Origin of the sequence: Kitasatospora sp. NPDC101176 (assembly GCF_044768035.1) — a bacterium.
Taxonomy (GTDB): domain Bacteria; phylum Actinomycetota; class Actinomycetes; order Streptomycetales; family Streptomycetaceae; genus Kitasatospora.
Window position 1 is genome coordinate 93,524 of record NZ_JBIWPA010000011.1, and the last position, 15,376, is coordinate 108,899.

Annotated in this window: 21 protein-coding genes; 11 read left to right on the forward strand and 10 right to left on the reverse strand. The window is 73.6% G+C overall.

The window, feature by feature from the left end; genetic code table 11:
* Positions 1 to 175: 175 nt before the first annotated feature.
* The 3 genes from ACIRS1_RS17805 to ACIRS1_RS17815 form a co-directional block, all read right to left on the reverse strand.
* On the reverse strand, positions 176 to 904 hold the full coding sequence (locus ACIRS1_RS17805) for a uracil-DNA glycosylase (RefSeq protein ID WP_387901423.1): 729 nt from the start codon (positions 902 to 904) through the stop codon (positions 176 to 178).
* A gap of 78 nt (positions 905 to 982) precedes the next feature.
* Positions 983 to 2,188, reverse strand: coding sequence for a low temperature requirement protein A (locus ACIRS1_RS17810; RefSeq protein WP_402840611.1), 1,206 nt, complete (start codon positions 2,186 to 2,188; stop codon positions 983 to 985).
* A gap of 155 nt (positions 2,189 to 2,343) precedes the next feature.
* Positions 2,344 to 3,123 (reverse strand): HAD-IIA family hydrolase, encoded by a 780-nt coding sequence (locus tag ACIRS1_RS17815; protein ID WP_360209399.1) that lies wholly within the window; start codon positions 3,121 to 3,123, stop codon positions 2,344 to 2,346.
* A 216-nt stretch (positions 3,124 to 3,339) separates the two neighbouring features.
* Here ACIRS1_RS17815 and ACIRS1_RS17820 point away from each other — a divergent pair, with 216 nt between their 5' ends.
* Positions 3,340 to 4,413: a Gfo/Idh/MocA family oxidoreductase gene (locus tag ACIRS1_RS17820; RefSeq protein WP_402840614.1), complete on the forward strand. Its 1,074-nt coding sequence runs from the start codon at positions 3,340 to 3,342 to the stop codon at positions 4,411 to 4,413.
* 74 nt (positions 4,414 to 4,487) lie between these two features.
* Positions 4,488 to 5,084, forward strand: a complete 597-nt coding sequence (locus tag ACIRS1_RS17825) for a hypothetical protein (protein WP_402840616.1) — start codon at positions 4,488 to 4,490, stop codon at positions 5,082 to 5,084.
* On the opposite strand, the gene ACIRS1_RS17830 is transcribed toward ACIRS1_RS17825, so the two are convergent.
* Positions 5,071 to 5,493 (reverse strand): type II toxin-antitoxin system VapC family toxin, encoded by a 423-nt coding sequence (locus ACIRS1_RS17830; RefSeq protein WP_033333624.1) that lies wholly within the window; start codon positions 5,491 to 5,493, stop codon positions 5,071 to 5,073. The two genes, ACIRS1_RS17825 and ACIRS1_RS17830, sit on opposite strands and share 14 nt — an antisense overlap.
* Positions 5,486 to 5,770 (reverse strand): type II toxin-antitoxin system prevent-host-death family antitoxin, encoded by a 285-nt coding sequence (locus tag ACIRS1_RS17835; protein ID WP_360209406.1) that lies wholly within the window; start codon positions 5,768 to 5,770, stop codon positions 5,486 to 5,488. The genes ACIRS1_RS17830 and ACIRS1_RS17835 overlap by 8 nt, the downstream gene beginning before the upstream one ends.
* A 199-nt stretch (positions 5,771 to 5,969) precedes the next feature.
* Between ACIRS1_RS17835 and ACIRS1_RS17840 the strand changes: the two genes are divergently transcribed.
* Complete coding sequence (locus ACIRS1_RS17840) at positions 5,970 to 6,263, forward strand: DUF6412 domain-containing protein (RefSeq protein ID WP_360209408.1); 294 nt, start codon at positions 5,970 to 5,972, stop codon at positions 6,261 to 6,263.
* 78 nt (positions 6,264 to 6,341) lie between these two features.
* On the forward strand, positions 6,342 to 7,034 hold the full coding sequence (locus tag ACIRS1_RS17845; RefSeq protein ID WP_402840621.1) for a YidC/Oxa1 family membrane protein insertase: 693 nt from the start codon (positions 6,342 to 6,344) through the stop codon (positions 7,032 to 7,034).
* Between the two features lie 107 nt (positions 7,035 to 7,141).
* Here the strand turns inward: ACIRS1_RS17845 and ACIRS1_RS17850 are convergent, their stop codons facing one another.
* Together ACIRS1_RS17850 and ACIRS1_RS17855 are read right to left on the reverse strand one after the other, a co-directional pair.
* Complete coding sequence (locus ACIRS1_RS17850; protein ID WP_402840623.1) at positions 7,142 to 7,828, reverse strand: HAD family hydrolase; 687 nt, start codon at positions 7,826 to 7,828, stop codon at positions 7,142 to 7,144.
* A 105-nt stretch (positions 7,829 to 7,933) separates the two neighbouring features.
* A complete protein-coding gene (locus tag ACIRS1_RS17855) occupies positions 7,934 to 8,584 on the reverse strand; it encodes an NUDIX hydrolase (protein ID WP_402840626.1) in 651 nt (216 codons plus the stop codon).
* A gap of 240 nt (positions 8,585 to 8,824) precedes the next feature.
* On the opposite strand from ACIRS1_RS17855, the gene ACIRS1_RS17860 reads away from it, so the two are divergent.
* Complete coding sequence (locus ACIRS1_RS17860; RefSeq protein WP_360209418.1) at positions 8,825 to 9,592, forward strand: CDP-alcohol phosphatidyltransferase family protein; 768 nt, start codon at positions 8,825 to 8,827, stop codon at positions 9,590 to 9,592.
* A 402-nt stretch (positions 9,593 to 9,994) separates the two neighbouring features.
* Here ACIRS1_RS17860 and ACIRS1_RS17865 read toward each other — a convergent pair whose 3' ends face one another.
* Positions 9,995 to 10,336, reverse strand: a complete 342-nt coding sequence (locus tag ACIRS1_RS17865) for an ArsR/SmtB family transcription factor (RefSeq protein WP_402840629.1) — start codon at positions 10,334 to 10,336, stop codon at positions 9,995 to 9,997.
* 109 nt (positions 10,337 to 10,445) lie between these two features.
* Here ACIRS1_RS17865 and ACIRS1_RS17870 point away from each other — a divergent pair, with 109 nt between their 5' ends.
* The 3 genes from ACIRS1_RS17870 (at position 10,446) to ACIRS1_RS17880 (ending at position 13,077) form a co-directional block, all read left to right on the forward strand.
* On the forward strand, positions 10,446 to 11,432 hold the full coding sequence (locus tag ACIRS1_RS17870) for a zinc-binding alcohol dehydrogenase family protein (protein WP_396317420.1): 987 nt from the start codon (positions 10,446 to 10,448) through the stop codon (positions 11,430 to 11,432).
* Positions 11,433 to 11,543: 111 nt separating this feature from the next.
* The gene (locus tag ACIRS1_RS17875) at positions 11,544 to 12,065 is read left to right on the forward strand and encodes a hypothetical protein (RefSeq protein ID WP_402840632.1); all 522 of its coding nucleotides are present in this window, start codon (positions 11,544 to 11,546) and stop codon (positions 12,063 to 12,065) included.
* Positions 12,066 to 12,243: 178 nt separating this feature from the next.
* Positions 12,244 to 13,077, forward strand: coding sequence for an NmrA family NAD(P)-binding protein (locus tag ACIRS1_RS17880; RefSeq protein ID WP_402840635.1), 834 nt, complete (start codon positions 12,244 to 12,246; stop codon positions 13,075 to 13,077).
* Between the two features lie 94 nt (positions 13,078 to 13,171).
* Here the strand turns inward: ACIRS1_RS17880 and ACIRS1_RS17885 are convergent, their stop codons facing one another.
* Positions 13,172 to 13,426 (reverse strand): hypothetical protein, encoded by a 255-nt coding sequence (locus ACIRS1_RS17885; RefSeq protein ID WP_360209435.1) that lies wholly within the window; start codon positions 13,424 to 13,426, stop codon positions 13,172 to 13,174.
* Complete coding sequence (locus ACIRS1_RS17890) at positions 13,423 to 13,785, reverse strand: ATP-binding protein (protein ID WP_387901454.1); 363 nt, start codon at positions 13,783 to 13,785, stop codon at positions 13,423 to 13,425. Before ACIRS1_RS17890 ends, ACIRS1_RS17885 begins: the two co-directional genes overlap by 4 nt.
* Before the next feature lie 227 nt (positions 13,786 to 14,012).
* Here ACIRS1_RS17890 and ACIRS1_RS17895 point away from each other — a divergent pair, with 227 nt between their 5' ends.
* From ACIRS1_RS17895 to ACIRS1_RS17905, 3 genes are all read left to right on the forward strand, one after another.
* Positions 14,013 to 14,864: a DUF5753 domain-containing protein gene (locus ACIRS1_RS17895; protein ID WP_402840640.1), complete on the forward strand. Its 852-nt coding sequence runs from the start codon at positions 14,013 to 14,015 to the stop codon at positions 14,862 to 14,864.
* Between the two features lie 3 nt (positions 14,865 to 14,867).
* Positions 14,868 to 15,053: a DUF397 domain-containing protein gene (locus ACIRS1_RS17900; protein ID WP_402840643.1), complete on the forward strand. Its 186-nt coding sequence runs from the start codon at positions 14,868 to 14,870 to the stop codon at positions 15,051 to 15,053.
* A 122-nt stretch (positions 15,054 to 15,175) separates the two neighbouring features.
* A complete protein-coding gene (locus tag ACIRS1_RS17905; RefSeq protein ID WP_387901459.1) occupies positions 15,176 to 15,361 on the forward strand; it encodes a DUF397 domain-containing protein in 186 nt (61 codons plus the stop codon).
* Positions 15,362 to 15,376: the final 15 nt, after the last annotated feature.

The window sequence follows — 15,376 nt, forward strand, 5'->3', positions numbered from 1 at the left end:
ACACCGGGTACCGACCGCCCGCCACGCCCGGTGAACGGAGGGTGGCCGTGGAGCGGCCAGCGGGCGACCGCCCGCCCGGACCGTCCGCCGAGCCACCCCGACGCCGCCGGGGGCCCCACCCCGACGCCCCCGGCGTTCGAGCCCGAACGCCCTCGGGCGCTCAACCCCCGGGCGCTCAGCCCTGCTTGAGGTCGGGCACCTGCCAGTCGATCGGCTCGCCGCCGAAGCCGTCCAGCGCCGCGTTGATCTGCGAGAACGGCCGGCTCCCGAAGAACAGCTTGGCCGACAGCGGCGACGGGTGCGCGCCCTGCACCACCACGTGCTTGGAGGTGTCGATCAGCGGCAGCTTCTTCTTCGCGTAGTTCCCCCACAGCACGAAGACCACCGGCTCCTCGCGCTCGCTCACCGCCTTGATCACGGCGTCGGTGAACTTCTCCCAGCCCTTGGCCTTGTGCGAGTTGGCCTCGTGCGCGCGCACCGTGAGCACCGCGTTGAGCAGCAGCACGCCCTGCTCGGCCCAGTGCATCAGGTAGCCGTTGTCCGGGGCGGGGATGCCGAGGTCGGCGTCCAGCTCCTTGAAGATGTTGCGCAGCGACGGCGGCGTCCTGGTGCCGGGCAGCACCGAGAAGCTCATGCCGTGCGCCTGGCCGTTGTCGTGGTACGGGTCCTGGCCGAGGACGAGCACCCGGACCTTGTCGTACGGGGTGGCCTCCAGCGCGGCGAACTCCTGGCCGCTCGGCGGGAACACCTCGTGCTCCGCGCGCTGGGCCGCCACGAAGGCCGCCAGCTCGCCGAAGTACGGCTTCTCCGTCTCGGCACCCAGCACCGCGCGCCAGGACTCGGGCAGCTCCAGCCCGCCGCCCGCACCGGCCTCGACGACGCCCGCCTCGACAGTGTCCGTCACGACATCCACCTCCCACACCGCGGCTGTTGCGCCGCACGCCCTCTTTCACCCCGAACGCTACACAGCCCCACCGACAACTCACTCCCCCGGAGCCGGAGCGGCCGCGGCGGCCGCCCGCGCCACCCGCACGTGCTCCAGCACGTTGAGCCCCACCAGCAGCACCGCCAACGTCACCAGCACCGCCAGCGCCGGCAGCCGCACCATCGCGGGCGCCAGCCCCAGCACCAGCGCCGCGGCGCCGATCCGGGTGCTCGCCACCTGCCGGAACATCATCCAGCGGGTGTACCCGAAGGTCAGCAGGTAGAGCCCGCATCCGCCGTACAGCAACGCCACCGCTCCCGGGCCGAGCGCCCGCCACGGGTCCGCGACCGTCTCCCCGAAGCCGACCGCCACCCCGATCACCCCGGCGACCAGCGCCAGGTGCCCGTACTGGAAGATCCGCCGGATGACGTCGCGCCGGGAGTCGGCGACCTCGACGGCGTGCCGCATCGCGTCCGCCGCGTAGACGAAGTACTGCCACCACAGGCCCGCCGAGATGGTGAACGCGGCCGCCACGACGACCAGTTCGGCCGCGTCCAGCCGCGCGCCGGCCGCCGTCCCGCCGATCCCGACGATCGACTCGCCGAGCGCCACCAGCAGGAACAGCGCGAACCGCTCGGGCATGTGCGAGGGGTGGTAGGCCACCGCGGCCAGCCGCCGCCGGAACACCAGCGGGGCCGCGAGGTCGCAGAACGCCGCCGCCGCCCACAGCCCCAGCCGCGGGCCGTCCGGCAGCAACCCGCCCAGCACCAGCAGCGGTCCGCTGACCAGCACGCCCGCGCCGTACGGGCCGCGCCAGACCCCCGGCACCCGGATCAGCAGGAGCAGCAGCACCACCCTGGCCAGCCAGTACCCGAGGCCGAGCAGCACGCCCCGGCCGCCGTACGCGCCCGGGACGGCCAGCGCCATGAACAGGCCGGCCAGCCCCACCGACAGGATGCCGAGGCGGTCCCGCGGGTTGTCCACGTCCCGGATGTTGGCCTGCACCGTGGTGCCCACCCAGCACCAGTAGACCGGCACGAACACCACGAGCGCCCGGACGAGGCCGGCCCCGTCGTGGTGGTGGTGCAGCAGCCCGGAGACCTGGGTGATCGCGAAGACGAAGACCAGGTCGAAGTAGAGCTCGGCCCAGGTGACCCGCTTCTCCTCGGCCGCCCCGCCGCCTCCCGCCGCGCCGCCGTCCGGCGTTCCGACGTCCACCGCCCCGACGTCCACCGCCCCGACGTCCACCGTTCCGACGTCCACCGTTCCGACGTCGACCGCCCTGACGTCCCCTGCCGCGGCAACCACCGCTCCGACGTCCCCCGTCGCACTCATCCCGCCGTTGCCTCTCCCCAGGTACGAAGCGGGCCCCGCCCCGGCGACCGGCCGGAACGGGGCCCACGACAGCACCGCAGAGGCTAGACCAGGTCGACCAGGTCCGCGATCGACTTGACCACCCGGGTCGGCCGGTACGGGAAGCGCTCCACGTCGGCGGCGGCGGTGAGACCGGTGAGGACAAGGATGGTCTCCATGCCCGCCTCCATGCCCGCGACGATGTCGGTGTCCATCCGGTCGCCGATCATCACGGCCGTCTCGGAGTGGGCGCCCGCGGTGTTCAGCGCCTCCCGCATCATCAGCGGGTTGGGCTTGCCGACGAAGTACGGCTCGACGCCGGTCGCCTTGGTGATCAGCGCCGCGACCGAACCGGTGGCCGGCAGCACGCCCTCGGTGGAGGGGCCGGTCTCGTCCGGGTTGGTGCAGATGAACCGGGCGCCCTGGTTGATCAGGCGGATCGCCTTGGTGAGCGCCTCGAAGCTGTAGGTGCGGGTCTCGCCGAGGACGACGTAGTCCGGGTTGTTGTCGGTCAGCACGTAGCCGGCCTGGTACAGCGCGGTGGTCAGGCCCGCCTCGCCGATCACGTACGCGGTGCCGCCGGGGCGCTGGCCCTTGAGGAACTTGGCGGTGGCCAGGGCGGAGGTCCAGATGCACTCCTCGGGCACCTCCAGGCCCATGCCGGCCAGGCGGGCGCTGAGGTCGCGCGGGGTGTAGATGGAGTTGTTGGTGAGCACCAGGAACGGCTTGCCGGACTCCCGCAGCCTGCGCAGGAACTCCTCCGCCCCGGGGATCGGCGTGCCCTCGTGGATGAGGACACCGTCCATGTCGGTCAGCCAGGACTCGATGGGCTTGCGGTCTGCCACGTGCGTGTCTCCCGAGTGTTGCAACGTCGTGCGGTGGGCCCTGACGCGGCACAGCCTAATCCGCACGCCTGCCCGACGGCAGCACGTCCCGCGCAGCGGAACTCCGCCGCAGCCCCCGTCCCCGCTGCCGTCCCCTCCGGCGTGACCCACCGGCCCGGGCGGGTGGCCCCGCAGCAAACCAGGAGCAACCGGGCGCCTCATGATTGAGTGGGCCCCATGAGCCCCGAGACCTCCCGCCCGTTCCGCGTCGGCCTGATCGGCTACGGCCTGGCCGGTTCCGCCTTCCACGCCCCGCTCATCGCCACCACCCCGGGGCTGCGCCTGGACGCCGTGGTCACCGCCAACCCCGAGCGCCGCGAGCAGCTGCAGCGCGAACACCCCGGCGCCCGCGCCGTGGACACCCCGGAACACCTGCTCGCCGACCCGGACGCGCTCGACCTCGTCGTCATCGCCTCCCCCAACCGCACCCACGCCCCGCTCGCCCGCGCCGCCCTGCGCGCCGGGCTCGCCACCGTCGTCGACAAGCCGCTGGCCGGCACCGCCGCCGAGGCGCTGGAGCTCTGCCGCCTCGCCGAGTCCCGCGGCACCCTGCTCTCCGTGTTCCAGAACCGGCGCTGGGACGGCGACTTCCTCACCACCGCCCGGCTCGTGCGGGGCGGCGCGCTCGGCCGGGTGCACCGCTTCGAGTCCCGCTTCGAGCGCTTCCGGCCCAAGCCCAAGCCCGGCTGGCGCGAACTCGCCGACCCGGCCGAGGTCGGCGGCACCCTGTACGACCTCGGCAGCCACCTCGTCGACCAGGCGCTCACCCTGTTCGGACCGGTCGAGACCGTGTATGCGGAGATCGACGTCCGCCGGGACGGCGCGGTCGTCGACGACGACGCCTTCCTCGCCCTCACCCACGCCTCCGGCACCCGCTCGCACCTGTGGACCAGCGCCATCGCCCCGCTGATCGGCCCCCGGCTGCGCGTCCTCGGCGACACCGCCGGGTACGTAAAGCCCGGCATGGACCCGCAGGAGGCCGACCTGCGCGCGGGGCACCGGCCGGACGGCAGCCGGCCCTGGGGCGCCGACCAGCCCGCGCAGTACGGCACCCTCGGCACCGACGAGTCCCTGATCACCCTGCCCACCGACCCCGGCGACTACCCCGCCTACTACGCCGGCATCGCCGCCTCGCTGGCCTCCCCCGGCACCCCGCCGCCGGTCGACCCGCACGACGCGGTGGCCACCCTGACCGTCCTGGAGGCCGCACGCACCTCCGCCGCCACCGGCACCACCGTCCGGCTGGACTGAACCCGCGCCGGGCCCGTCGCCCCCGCACGTCCCCGAGACTGTCGCCCCCACCCCGCGGACCCTAGAGTGGCCGGATGGACAGTCGGCGGGGGCGACCGGTCAGCGGCGAGGAACGACTGCAGCGCGAACGGGCCTGGTCGGCCGGGCAGCAGGAGCGGGAAGCCGCCTGGAACGCCCGGCACGAGGCGCAGCAGAAGGCCTGGCAGGCACAGGAGCGCGAGCGCCAGGCCGCCCGCGCCGCGGAGTCGGAACGGGCGGCCTGGACCCGGGGCAGACGGGCCGGGCAGGTCGGCCACCTCGACGTGACCGGGCCGGACGGCGTCCCGGTGCGGATCGCGGTGGTGTGGCTCGGCCGCTTCCGGGCCACCACCAGGCCGCTGAACGACTACAACCCGCTGCGGCACGTCCAGCCGGACGGCGGGGACGGACTCCTCCTGCTCGTCCCGTTCGCCCTCCTCGTCCTTTTGGACTTCGCGGTCCGCTGGTCGTTCCTGCGGCTGACGGGCCGCCCCTGCTGGGCCGTCGCCGCCGCCGCGGGCCCCGACATCGGCACCCGCGGGCGCAACCTCGTCCTGCGGCGCACCCCGAGCCGGCGGCCGGCCCTGCTGGCCGCGGCGGCGCTGGCCGACCGGGTCGAACGCGACGGGGTCGCGGCCCTCACACCCCGATGACCTCGACCGCCGAGCCCAGGCCCCGGAAGTCGGCGACGTTGCGGGTGTAGAGCGGCAGGCCGTGCGCGGAGGCGACGGCGGCGATCATCAGATCGATCCGTCGCGGCCGGGGCTGGCGCCCGGCGGCGATCGTCAGGGTCACCAGCGTCCCGTACCGGGCCGCGGCCGCCGCGTCGAACGGCAGCGGGTCGAAGTCGGCCATCGCCGCGCCCAGCACCTCCAGCCGGGCCGCCCGGCTGACCGGGTCGCGCGCCATCGACACGCCCTGCTGCAGCTCGGCGAAGGTGATCGCGGTCAGCTCCGGCACGGCCGGCAGGTCCGCCGGGGAGAGCAGCGCCAGATCGATGTACACGCAGGTGTCCAGCACCCCGGCCGGCCGCCGCCGGGACGCCCGTCGGCGCTCAGCCACGCGGCCGCTCGAACGGGTCGTCGCCGTCGTCCCCCACCAGCTCCTCCGGACCGAAGTACTCCTCGGCCTCCTTGCGCATCTCCTGGTAGTCCACCCGCGGCAGCTTCACGTGCCGCGCCACCAGCTCCTCCGCCGTGAGCCGCCGCCGCCCCGCCACCGGCCGCAGCTCCGCGACCTCGACCCCGTTCCTGGTGATGTGGAAGGTCTCCCCCGCCTCCACCGCGTCCATCACCGCGGCGGAGTTGTTCCGGAACTCCCGCTGGGTAATCGTCTTCATGCTCCCCAAGGTAGCCCCGCGTAGCCCCACTCGCTACACCCCGAACACCCCGGACCCACCTCCCCGGGCAGGACGGCACGGATCGGGTGCGGGTGTCCGCGAGGGAGATTCCCCGAGCGGCTGTCGGGCGGGTGGGTGCAGGCCGTAGGATCGGGCTCCTGTACGTCAGGTGGGTCCGGAGCATCGAGAGGAGTGGCGCGTGGGCATCGTGGCGATGTTGATCGGGCTGCTCCGGGTGCTGACCGGGGAGCTGGTCACCGAGGGCGGGTCGTTCGCCTCGGTGGCGGCGGTCGCGGCCGTGGTGCTGGTGGCCGGTGCGGTCGCCGGGACGCTGGCCGGGGCGCGGCTGCTCGGGGCGCGGGCGCCCGCCGCGGTGCGCAGCGGGGTGTTGCGGCGTCGTGCGTTCGGCACGGCCTTCCTGCCGCAGCGTGATCCGGATGCCCGGGGCAGGCGACGCCCGAGGGCACCGGGTGCGGCCCCGGCGGCCGCGTAGTCCTTCCGTTCCGCCGTACGACGCGGCCGTCCTCCGCCGATCACTCATGTTCTGAGACCCCGGAGGGCTCGCTTCACCATGTCCGTTCTCGCTGTTCTCGACCCGGCCGTCGCCGTCGCCCACGCCGCCGTCGCCGCACTCGCCGAGGTCCTGCCGACCGCGCTGGCGATCGTCCTGTTCACCGTCGCCGTCCGGCTGGCGCTGCACCCGCTGGCGCGGGCCGCGGCGCGCGGGGAGAAGTCCCGTGCCCGGCTGGCGCCGAAGGTCGCCGCGCTGAACAAGAAGTTCAAGGACCGACCGGAGAAGCTCCGGGAGGCGCTGGCCGAGCTGTACCGGGAGGAGCAGGCCTCGCCGTTCGCCGGGTGCCTGCCGCTGCTGGTGCAGATCCCGTTCTTCTCCGTGATGTACCGGCTCTTCACCACCCCGAACGGCCTGCTGGACCACACCCTGTTCGGCGTGCCGCTCGGCCTGCACGTGGGGGGCGCGCACGGTGCCGGGCAGCTCGCGGTGTTCGGGCTGCTGTACGCCGGGCTGGCGGCCGTCGGGTACGTCAACTTCCGCCGGGCGCGGCGTGCGGCGGCGGCGCAGACCACCCCGCAGCCGGGGGCGGGCCTGCTGCCGTACCTGTCCTTCGGTTCGGTGCTGTTCGCGATGCTGGTGCCGGTGGCGGCCGCGCTCTACCTGGTGACCACGAGCGTCTGGTCGGCGGCGGAGCGGGCCTGGCTGCACCGGGACGGTATGCCGGCGCCGGCGACGGCGCTGGCGCTCTGACGCCCGGGGGACGCGGGGGTGCGGGGCGCCCGGTCGGCCAGCCGTTCGGCCGGCCACCGGGTGCCCGGCCGGGCACCGTAGCCCCGGGCGCCGCCGGCCGCCGCCGGTCAGAAGTGCTCGAGCAGCTCGGGGAAGGTCCTGAGCTGCAGGGTGGCCTCGTCCGGGCCGAGGTCCTGGTGCTCCAGCACCCAGGTGTGCTCGTGCGGGATGAAGACGGTCCGCAGCCCGGCCCCGCGGGCGGGGGCGATGTCGGACTTGGGCGAGTTGCCGATCATCCACGTCCGGTCGGGGTCGAGGCCGAGGTCGGCGACGAGCTGCAGGTAGGTGTCGACGGACTTCTCGGCCACGATGTGGACGCCGCGGAAGTGGTGGTCGATCGTGGAGGCCGCCACCTTCCGCTGCTGCTCGTCGAGGTCGCCCTTGGTGAGCAGCAGCAGGTGGTGGCGGTCGGCGAGGGCGGCGACGGTGGTGGCGACGCCGGCGATGAGTTCGACGTCGCGGGCGGTGAGCGGGGTGAGGAGCTCGGTGATCCGGGCGTCCTCGGCCTCGGTGAGGGCGCGGTCGCCGTTGAGGACGCGCACGCAGTCGGCGAGGCTCTGCCGGAACACCGTCGCGCCGTAGCCGAGGGCCGCGGAGTTCTCGGCCTCGATGCGGTCGAGGACGGCCCTGGCGCCGTCCCGGTCGGCCGGGGCGGCGACCCAGTCCAGGAAGCCGTCGATGACCCGCTCGAAGAGGACGTTGTTCTCCCAGAGGGTGTCGTCGGCGTCGAAGATCAGGGTCTGGTCGGTGTGCATCGGGTCTGCTCCAACGGGGTCTGAAGACGTGGTCTGAGAACACGGGCGGGAGGGGGCCGGAGGCGACGGCCGGGCGCGGTCCGACGGCCGGGCGCGGGGCGGTGGTCAGGCGCGGGGCGCGGGCGCCGCGTCGAGCAGGCGGGCGGCCCGGTCGAGGGTCTCGCGCAGGTTCTCCTCGCTGGTCCGCTGCCGGGCCTCGGCGAGGGTGAGCCAATCCAGCGGGGAGGCGGGGTTCTCCGGTCGGGCCCGGTCCGGCTCGGCGGTGGCGAGCAGGAACCGCAGGTCGGCGTGCTGGTGGGCCGGTTCGGTGGCGGACGCCGCGACGGGGACGACGACGAGGTGGAGGAGGGCGGCGTCGGGCCAGGGCGCGAGGTCGGTGAGCCCGGTCTCCTCGCGGCCCTCGCGCAGGGCGATGTCCAGCGGGACGGTCTCCCCCGGGTCGCCGTGCCCGCCGATCTGCAGCCAGGCCTGCTGGCGGACGTGCCAGCGCAGCAGGACGCGGCGGGTGGGCGGGTGGACGATCAGCGCGGAGGCGGTGAGGTGGAGCGGGGTGCTGCGGTCCCAGAGGCCCGCGGCAGGCGCCGCGCCGGTCGTGCCGGTCGCGCCGGTCTCGGCGGCACCGGCGCCCTCTCCGGCGGCCGCCACGAGGCGGCGGACCCGCTCGTGGTCGGCCGTCTCCGCCGCGCCCTGGGGCAGGTGGTCGGCCAGCAGTCGGGGCAGGTCGGGGCTCTGCGGCAGGCCGCCCGTGGTCACCATGATCAGCACTCCTCGTTCTGCTCCGGGCCGCCTCAACCGGCTTGCGGGGGAGGGTGATCGGGCCCGGCGCTTCCGGTTCCGGCGAACCCGCGCAGCCTATCCACGGGCTGTTCGCGGGCCCACCGGTTTTCGCCCGCGCCGGCCGGGGGAAGGGCCGGTCGGAGCGGTCCGCGGAGGGCCGTTAGCCTGTGGTGATCGATCCTGTGGTGATCGTTCCGGGACAGGTGGAGGGATGTCGTCATGGTGGCTGCTCCGGCACTCGCGGATCTGCGCGAGGTGTGCCAGCCGCAGGCCAAGCTGCAGAGCCGCAACGGTGAGCACTGGGCGGGGCGGATGTACATGCGGCGCCTCTCGCTGCGGACGACCCGGCAACTGGTGCGGACCTCGGTGTCGCCGAACACCCTGACCTGGGTGATGGTGGTCTGCGGGGTCGGCGGCGGGGCGGCCCTGCTGATCCCGGGCCTGACCGGTGCCGTGCTGGCCGCGGTGCTGTTCCAGCTGTTCCTGCTCTTCGACTGCGTCGACGGCGAGGTGGCGCGCTGGAAGCGCCAGTTCAGCATGGCCGGGGTGTACGTGGACCGGCTGGGCGCCTACCTGGCCGACGCCGCGCTGATGATCGGCGCCGGGGTCCGGGCGGCCCGCGGCGGTTCGGAGCTGTGGATCTCGGTGGGTCTGGCGGCGGCGCTGGGCGTGGTGCTCCTCAAGGCCTCGACGGACCTGGTGGACGTGGCCCGTGCCCGCAGCGGGCAGGCCCCGGCGGACGAGGAGTCCACGCAGCCCCGGTCGCAGGGCATCGCGACCGCGCGCCGGCTCGCCTCCGTGTTCAAGATCCACCGGGTGACGAACGGCATCGAGGCCTCGCTGGTCCTGCTGGCGGCGGCCGTGGTGGACGCGGCGCTCGGCAACCTGGACGCGACGCGGGCGACGGTCGCGGGCATCGCGGTGATCACCTGGGGCATGGTGGTGGCTCACCTCGCGTCGATCCTGTCCTCCTCACGCCTGCGCTGACGGGCCGACGGACGGGCTGACGGGCGGACGGGCCGACGGACGCCGGACCAAAGGTCGGGTTGCCGGCCACCGGACGCCGGACCGACGGTCGGGTTGCCGGCCACCGGACGCATGGCCACCGGGCCGCCGCTCCGCACTCCGGAGCACGCGCCGCTCCCCCGCCCGGGGGAGTCGGCGGCGCCGCGCACGCCGCCGCGGTGACCGCACTGCCGTCGGGCCTGTGGCGCCTGGCACTGGTCGCGGGCTGGCGCGGCGGGTACGGGGCTGGTCTGCCTGTGGACGCCGTTCGCGGCGTGGTGGACGTTCCCGCCCTCGGCCCCGACGCCCGAACCAGCGCCGACGACCCCGACGCGGACGCCTCCGCCGACACCGACACCGACCAGGCGGTGAACCGAGCCCCGGCTACGCCTCGGCGGCGGTGCGCGCGTACGCGGCGAGGACGGTGTCGAGGAGTCCGGGGAAGCGCTGTTCGAGGTCGGTGGCGCGAAGGGCGGAGAACCGGCGGTTGGCCTCCTCGCGCTGGCGGATCACGCCGGACTCGCGCAGCACCTTGAAGTGGTGGCTGAGGGTGGAGGGCGCGACGTCCACCGGGAAGGTGCCGCAGGCCCGTTCGGGCTCGGTGCGCAGGACCCGCACGATGGTCATCCGGGTCGGGTCGGCGAGCGCGTGCAGGACGTCGAGGAGGTCGATCTCCTGGGTTTCGGGGTGGGCGAGCGCCGGTCGGCGCCGGGTGCTTCGGGGCACGGTCCAGCCTCTCTGATCTGCGATGTTCGACAGGTCTCGAAACGGCGTGGTACCACTGACCCACGACAATTTCGTCGTTCGTCGAACATCGTAGTCGAGGGGGACCGACATGCGCGCACTGGTGATGACCGCACCCGGCGGAGCCGAGCACACGGAGATCCGGGAGGTCGGGGCACCGCTCCCCGGCCCCGGGCAGGTCTCCGTCGACGTGGCCTACGCCGGCCTGAACTTCGTGGACGTGATGACCCGGCGCGGCGACAGCGCCTACGCCGCCGACTGGCCGTACCGGCCGGGCAAGGAGGTGTCGGGCACCGTCCGGGCGGTCGGCGAGGGCGTCACCGGTCTGGCCGTGGGCGACCGGGTGGCCGCCGCACCGGTCGGTGCCGGGCTGGCCGAGGTGGTCCTCGCCGAGGCGGCGCTCACCGCACCCGTGCCGGACGGGGTCGCCCTCGCCGAGGCCGCCGCCGTCCCGCTCGGCCTGGCCACCGCGATGCTGCTGCTGGACGACGCGGGCCGGTTCACCGCCGGGGACACCGTCCTGGTGCACTCCGCCGGCGGCGGCATCGGCAGTGCGATCGCCCGGCTCGTCCCGCTGCTCGGCGGCGGCCGGCTGATCGGCACGGTGGGGCGCCCGGAGAAGGCGGAGGCTGCCGTCGCCGCCGGGTACGACGCCGCCTTCGCCCGCGGCGAGGGCCTGGCCGAGGCCGTCCGGGCCGCCGCCGGCGGCCGGGGTGTCGACCTCGTCCTCGACCCGCTCGGCACCGACGCCCTGGAGCTCGACCTCGACGTGGCCGCGCCCGGCGGCCGGATCGTCCTGTTCGGCAACGCGGGCGGCGGCGCCGTCGCCGACCTGCCGCCGCTCGCCCGCCTGATGGCCGGCAACCTCACCGTCACCGGCTTCAGCCACCGCGGACTGGCCGCCACCGCCCCCGAGCGGCTCGGCCGGGCGATCGGCAAGGTGCTCGGCCTGATGTCCGGCGGAGGCCTCGCCCTGCCCGTCACCGAACTCCCCGGCCTGGACTCCGTCGCGGCCGCCCACGACGCCATGGAACAGGGCCGCGCCCTGGGCAAGTACGTGGTGCGCGTGGCGGGTTGACCACCCCCGCAGGCCGGGGCGGGCCCGGCCTGCCAGGGCCGCCCCGGCCGGCAGCCTCGGGGCCGAGATACCGTGGACTGATCCACGGAGGCCGGGGACAGGAGCGCACACATGACGGCCGGGCACCGGTGGCCGCTGGACGAGACCCCCTGGCCCGCCGAGGCGACGCTGGCGCACGGCGAGATGGTGGAGCTGACCACCCCGGAGCCGCCGGTCCCCGAGCTGGGCTTCCTCGGTCCGGACCTGCTGGGCACCCGGGGGGTCGTCGTCGAGTGCCTCGTCGAACGGGACGACCACGACGGCCGACCCGGCCCGGTCTACTCGGTGGAGACCGAGGACGGGAGCCCCTGGCGCCTGCGGCCGGAGTTCCTCTCCTCCCTGGGGCGGCTGCACCCCGGCATGCCGCCCCGCCACCGCAGCGACCTGCCCGAAGGCACCCGGGTGCGGATCCGCGACGAGCCCGAGCGGCCAGGCGGGCCCGCCGAAGCCGTCGAAGCCGTCGAAGCCGTCGGACGGATCGGACGGATCACCGGCCTCTGGTGGACCACCGCCCTTGAACCCCCGAAGGGCTACACCGTCGACGTGGACGGATGCACCCGCAGCGTGACCCCGCAGGAGATCGAGGTTCTCTGACCCCGCGACCGGGCCGACGCCCGGACTCCGCGCGTGAAGTCGGCCCGGCCGACTTCTCGTGCGGGGCCCACCGGCGGTTCGACCAGCCCTTCCCGCACATGGCGTGACGGGCGGTCGGCTCGGGCGACCCGGGCGACCCGGGCGGCATGGTTCGGACGGCAGGGGCGTTGGGTGCGGCATGACCGTGATTCTGGTGATCGGCGCCACCGGCAGTGTGGGGCGGCACGTGGTGTCCGCCCTGGCGGAGGGCGGGTACGGGGTGAGGGCGCTGGTGCGGGATCCCGGGAGGGTCCCGCTGCCCGAGGGGGTCGAGGCCGTCCGGGGTGACCTGTCGGCGCCGGAGACGCTGGCGGCGGCGCTGCGCGGGGTGGACCGGGTCTACCTGATGTGGCCGGGGCTCCCGGTGGAACCGCGGGTGGTCGAACTGATCGCCTCGCACGCCGAGCGGGTCGTGTACCTCTCGGCGGACGTGGCCGACCTCGCCGACGACGAACCGGCCGTGATCTTCCACCAGGAGATCGAGCGGCTGATCAGGAAGTCGGGCGTCCGCTGGACCTTCGTGCGCGCGATCGACTTCGCCGGCAACACCCTCGGCTGGGCCGACCAGGTCCGGCAGGGAGTCGTCCGCTGGCCCTACGGCCGGGCCCGCCGATCACTCGTCCACGAACGCGACATCGCGGACGTCGCCGTGCGGGCCCTCACCGAGGACGGCCACGACGGTGCCCGGCACGTGGTCACCGGTCCCGAGTCGATCGCCCACGCCGAGCTGGTACGGCTCATCGGCGAGGAACTCGGCATCGAGCTGCGCTGGGAGGAGCTCGCCCCCGCGGCCGCCCGCGAGCAGTTGACCGCGGCCTGGGGCGACGCCGCCTTCGTGGACTCCAGCCTGCGCGCCTGGGAGTCGTTCACGCACCAACCCGAACGGGTCACCGACACCGTGGAACGGGTGCTCGGCCGGCCCTCACGAACCTTCCGCTCCTGGGTCCGTGACCACGCGGAGGACTTCCGGTAGCGGTCGAGGCGACCGGCCCGGGCCTCGCAGAGAGCACCGAGAAGGGCGGCGAGGAGGTTGAAGGCCACGAGGTCGAACGTCAGGAGTCCGAGCATCAGTGGGGCGCGTCCCGGCTTCGCTTGTACTCGCGGAGGAGTGCGAGGAGGTTGATCAGGGTGCTGGCCGGGATGCTGCCGACGGAGACCAGGCGGCGGCCGCGGAGATCGGCGTCACCGGCCCTGGCGGACGGCCAGAGGAGACCGAACTCGCGCCCCTCGGTCCGGAGTTCGACGACGAGTTCGGTGAGCTCGCGGACGGTGAGGTGGAGGAGCGCCGGATCGGCCGGGTGGATCGGGTGGTGGGCGCTCACGCGGCACCGTCCAGCTCGAACCAGACGGCCTTGCCGAGCGTCTGCGGGTCGACGCCCCAGCGGTGCGTGAGACCGTCGACGAGCTGGAGGCCCCGGCCGGATTCGGCGAGCGCGGAGGCCGTTCGCTGTTCGGGGAGGGCGGAGGAGCGGTCCGCGACGGTGACCCGCAGGGTGTTGTCGAGGAAGAGGATGAGGACGACGGGGGCGGCGGTCCCGCCGTGGCGCCAGGCGTTGACGATGAGTTCGACGAGGGCGAGCTCGGCATCGGCGATGATCGGGGGCGCCCAGCCGGCGCGGGTCATCGCGTCGCGGAGGGCTTCGCGGGAGAGCGTGAGGGAGGGGGAGTTGAGGTTGCGCACAGGGGTCTCCCGAAGGGGGAAGGGTGAGACCGGCGGATGCGTCGCCGTGAACGAGTCCACTGGGCATGGGTGTTCTGCGGTGCCCGAGCGGCGCTACTGACGATCCGTTCGGTAATCGGTGCATCACAGACTGTAGGGCATTGCGACTCACATGTGCCACCAGATCAGGAAACATGGTCCACCTGTGGCCGCTGGACCAATCACGGGCAGACGTAGATGCTTGGGCCATGCCACCACGTACCACCCCGACGGCCCGGCAGGAACGGTTGGGCATCGAGCTGCGGAAGATGCGCGACGACGCCCGTCAAACGACTGCCCAGGCCGCAGCCGTCTTCGGACTCGATCGGACGAAGATCACTCAGGTTGAGAAGGGGCACTACCCGATCACGGCGGAGCGGGTCCGCACCCTCGCCGAAGCCTTCGGCGAGACCGATGCCGCGTACGTCGAGGCTCTCGCAGCCATGGCCGAGGACAGGCGCAGGGGTTGGTGGGACGAGTACCGGGGCTTCGTTCCGCAGGGCTTCCTCGACATCTGCGAGTTCGAGCACCACGCGAAGGGCATGTACTCGTACCAGATCTGCCATCCGCCGGGCCCCATGCAGTCGGAGCGCTACAGTCGCGCGATCTTCCAGGACAGCCAGGTCCCGCTGACTCCGCGCATCGTGGAGACGCGTGTCGAGCAACGGATGCGGCGATCCGAGATGTTGATGGCGAAAGGCACGCACTCCTACACGGCGATCGTCCACGAGGCAGCTCTCCGCATGCAGTTCGGCGGCCGTGACGTCGCGCGGGAACAACTGGACTGGATGGTCGAGTTGTCCCAGCTGCCACATGTCACGCTTCGAGTGATCAGCTTCGCAGCTGGAGGCTTCAAGGGGCCCGGCCAGGCGATCTACTACGCGAACGGGCCCGTGCCCAGGCTCGACACCGTCAGTTACGACTCCATGGAGGGGCCCGTCTTCCTCCACCTGGCCGGGCATCTGGAGGAGTACCGCGCGGTCGTTGCACAGATGACTGCCAGGTCTCTCTCGGTTGAGGACTCCCGCGATCTGATCGCGAAGATCAAGAAGGAGATATAGCCGATGAAGAACCGCTCCTGGATCCGGCCGAGTGCATGCTCCAACGCGGGCAACTGCCCGGAGGTAGCCATCGCCCCCGACGCCGTCTACGTCCGCAGCAGCCTCCGGCCCGACGCCGTCGCCCACCTCACCCCCGGCGAGTGGCGTGACCTCGTCTCCGCCATCCGCAACGGCGAGTACGAACTCTGAACTCTCCACGCCGCCCGGGTCCTAGAACTACCGCCACATCATCGACAGGATGACCGAGGGATCGCTCACCGAGAGCCAGTCTCGCGACGCCATCAGGGCCATCAAGAAAGAGATCTAGGGCCATGGAGATACTTCGCTGGAAGCGCCCCGAGGCATGCGGCGAGGGTGCGAGCTGCCCTGAGGTGGCCATCACCTCGGAGGCCGTCTACGTCCGCAGCTCCCTCGTGCCCGACGCCGTCGCCCACCTCACCCCCGGCGAGTGGCGTGACCTCGTCTCCGCCATCCGCAACGGCGAGTACGAACTCTGAACTCTCCACGCCGCC

What these genes read in the sequence shown, in the direction of transcription:
- ACIRS1_RS17820 (WP_402840614.1), top strand. Translation starts at nt 3,340, where the DNA reads ATGAGCCCCGAGACCTCCCGCCCGTTCCGCGTCGGCCTGATCGGCTAC.
- ACIRS1_RS17825 (WP_402840616.1), top strand. Translation starts at nt 4,488, where the DNA reads ATGGACAGTCGGCGGGGGCGACCGGTCAGCGGCGAGGAACGACTGCAG.
- ACIRS1_RS17835 (WP_360209406.1), bottom strand. Translation starts at nt 5,770, where the DNA reads ATGAAGACGATTACCCAGCGGGAGTTCCGGAACAACTCCGCCGCGGTG.
- ACIRS1_RS17845 (WP_402840621.1), top strand. Translation starts at nt 6,342, where the DNA reads ATGTCCGTTCTCGCTGTTCTCGACCCGGCCGTCGCCGTCGCCCACGCC.
- ACIRS1_RS17850 (WP_402840623.1), bottom strand. Translation starts at nt 7,828, where the DNA reads ATGCACACCGACCAGACCCTGATCTTCGACGCCGACGACACCCTCTGG.
- ACIRS1_RS17855 (WP_402840626.1), bottom strand. Translation starts at nt 8,584, where the DNA reads ATGGTGACCACGGGCGGCCTGCCGCAGAGCCCCGACCTGCCCCGACTG.
- ACIRS1_RS17860 (WP_360209418.1), top strand. Translation starts at nt 8,825, where the DNA reads ATGGTGGCTGCTCCGGCACTCGCGGATCTGCGCGAGGTGTGCCAGCCG.
- ACIRS1_RS17870 (WP_396317420.1), top strand. Translation starts at nt 10,446, where the DNA reads ATGCGCGCACTGGTGATGACCGCACCCGGCGGAGCCGAGCACACGGAG.
- ACIRS1_RS17875 (WP_402840632.1), top strand. Translation starts at nt 11,544, where the DNA reads ATGACGGCCGGGCACCGGTGGCCGCTGGACGAGACCCCCTGGCCCGCC.
- ACIRS1_RS17880 (WP_402840635.1), top strand. Translation starts at nt 12,244, where the DNA reads ATGACCGTGATTCTGGTGATCGGCGCCACCGGCAGTGTGGGGCGGCAC.
- ACIRS1_RS17895 (WP_402840640.1), top strand. Translation starts at nt 14,013, where the DNA reads ATGCCACCACGTACCACCCCGACGGCCCGGCAGGAACGGTTGGGCATC.
- ACIRS1_RS17900 (WP_402840643.1), top strand. Translation starts at nt 14,868, where the DNA reads ATGAAGAACCGCTCCTGGATCCGGCCGAGTGCATGCTCCAACGCGGGC.
- ACIRS1_RS17905 (WP_387901459.1), top strand. Translation starts at nt 15,176, where the DNA reads ATGGAGATACTTCGCTGGAAGCGCCCCGAGGCATGCGGCGAGGGTGCG.